Genomic DNA, 1,760 nt, shown 5'->3' on the forward strand with positions numbered 1-1,760 from the left:
CCACCAGAGCCAGGTTGAGCCAGAGTGCCACCCCCCACTGACTCAGAAGCCACGCCTGCCACATAAACGCTCAGAAGGGGGTGAAATTGCAACCGAGGTTGACATTCTCCCTGCCCTAAAGGGTAAGGATTCTTTCCCAGGTCGCAGGATGATCCCCACTTCCTGAGCCACACCACCCTTGCGAGTGATGGGGGATGCCATGACCCCAACTACTGGGATGAACTCCCAGATACTTTTCCTGTTGACACTGCGCCATATTCAAGTTGGCGGAGTTCAACCAGCACCATAGCACAAAGCCGCCCTGTTCAGCTTGCTGCCGCGCAGCGGTAGGACGGGGCTTGCAACCCAGTTTTCTTGGTCAACTACAGAAACGGAGAGGGAGGGATTCGAACCCTCGACGGAGCTTTTGGGCCCCGTAACTTCTTAGCAGGAAGCCGCTTTCGACCACTCAGCCACCTCTCCAGGGCTAGCAGGGGCAACAAGCAGGCTGGGATCCAGCCACCAGTTCACCTATTGTAGGGGATGGGATCCCACCCGACAACTGCCCCCTGACCCGCTCTGCAAAGACTCCGTCCCGCTATCGCGATCAGCCGGGATCCCTCCTGGGGTTGGGTGAGTCTAGCTCACCACCTGCAGGTAAATATCGAAGCTGCCGCTATTGTCGCCGTAGCTGCCCTTGGCGTCATTGATGTTGAAGGCAATATCCAGGTTGGGATCCAGATCCACCTCTTGGGGCTGCTCTGGCGAGGACTCGAAAACCTGATGGGCCACCAGTTGGGCGTTGGGTTGAAACAGCACAATCCCGTAGCGGCAGAGGCCCGGGTAGCGCCACTCCTCAGGGGTCGGGATCCCTTTGCCAAGGGGCGAGCGGATGCTGGTGGAAAACGAGAAGCCATAGCGCCAAGCCACATTCCTGGGGAAAAAGCGGATACGGCTGGCCCGCAACGGACGCCCTTGCCAGCGTAAAATGTTGCCCGCCTCTTGGTTCACCCGCAGGTCACGGAAAGCCATCCAAGCCTGTAAAGCTTCTTCTTCAGGTTGGATCCCTTCGATGGCCAGGGCCTGGCTCCAATCCAAGTCACTGCCATCGCAGGTGATCTGCCGCGGAATTTGCGCCAAATCCAGTTGTGCCAACCCCAGAGTATCAGACGCAGATTGGGTAAACATCTATCTCTCCTGTTTCCATCTGATTTTTCAAAATGACTCCAGAAAGGATGGGCTCCCTCCCCAGAGATTGAGGAGCCGCAGGGATCCCAAAAATGTGTCTAGGGAAGGGTTGTAAGAGACCAACCTATCCACATCTCCCCTGCTGGGTAGAGAATGTCAGATGCACGATGCCCAACGGAGCTGAAAACCTCAAGCTCTTGCCCAAACGGATGAGAGGTTGGGAGTTCAAGCCCCTTTAGCAATAGATCAACTTTACTTGATGAATAGGAGCTATTCCCGAAAAAAGAGCCCTTTGCAATACTTTTTTAGGGAACCTTAGAGAGTTGTTAATCCCCTGTGACTTGGCTGCCCATAAAGACCAGAATCCAAATCCGGGTTTGGTGCAGATCTTCCAGAGACTCGTATTCTGGAACACATTAGTTTGTGCAATCCCCTGTTGAGCACTCTTGCACTCGACCCCTGGGCTCTCCCCGACCCGGAGCGCTCTGGCAAGCGCTTTTGATTTGATAAGATCGCCGTCATAGGTCTCGCAGGGTGCACGGCCCCCACCGCATGCACGACACCCCCCCTTCCAACTCTACTGACTTCGAATT

The 1,760-nt window shown here is 55.5% G+C and carries 1 protein-coding gene and 1 tRNA gene; both read right to left on the minus strand.

Going from position 1 to position 1,760, the window contains the following annotated elements; translation table 11 throughout:
- Nucleotides 1-371 precede the first annotated feature (371 nt).
- A tRNA-Ser gene (locus NW838_RS15620) sits at nucleotides 372-462 on the minus strand.
- Nucleotides 463-618: 156 nt separating this feature from the next.
- On the minus strand, nucleotides 619-1,167 hold the full coding sequence (locus tag NW838_RS15625) for a hypothetical protein (protein WP_011433891.1): 549 nt from the start codon (nucleotides 1,165-1,167) through the stop codon (nucleotides 619-621).
- Nucleotides 1,168-1,760 lie beyond the last annotated feature (593 nt).

The organism is Synechococcus sp. R55.2 (assembly GCF_047462075.1).
GTDB lineage: Bacteria > Cyanobacteriota > Cyanobacteriia > Thermostichales > Thermostichaceae > Thermostichus.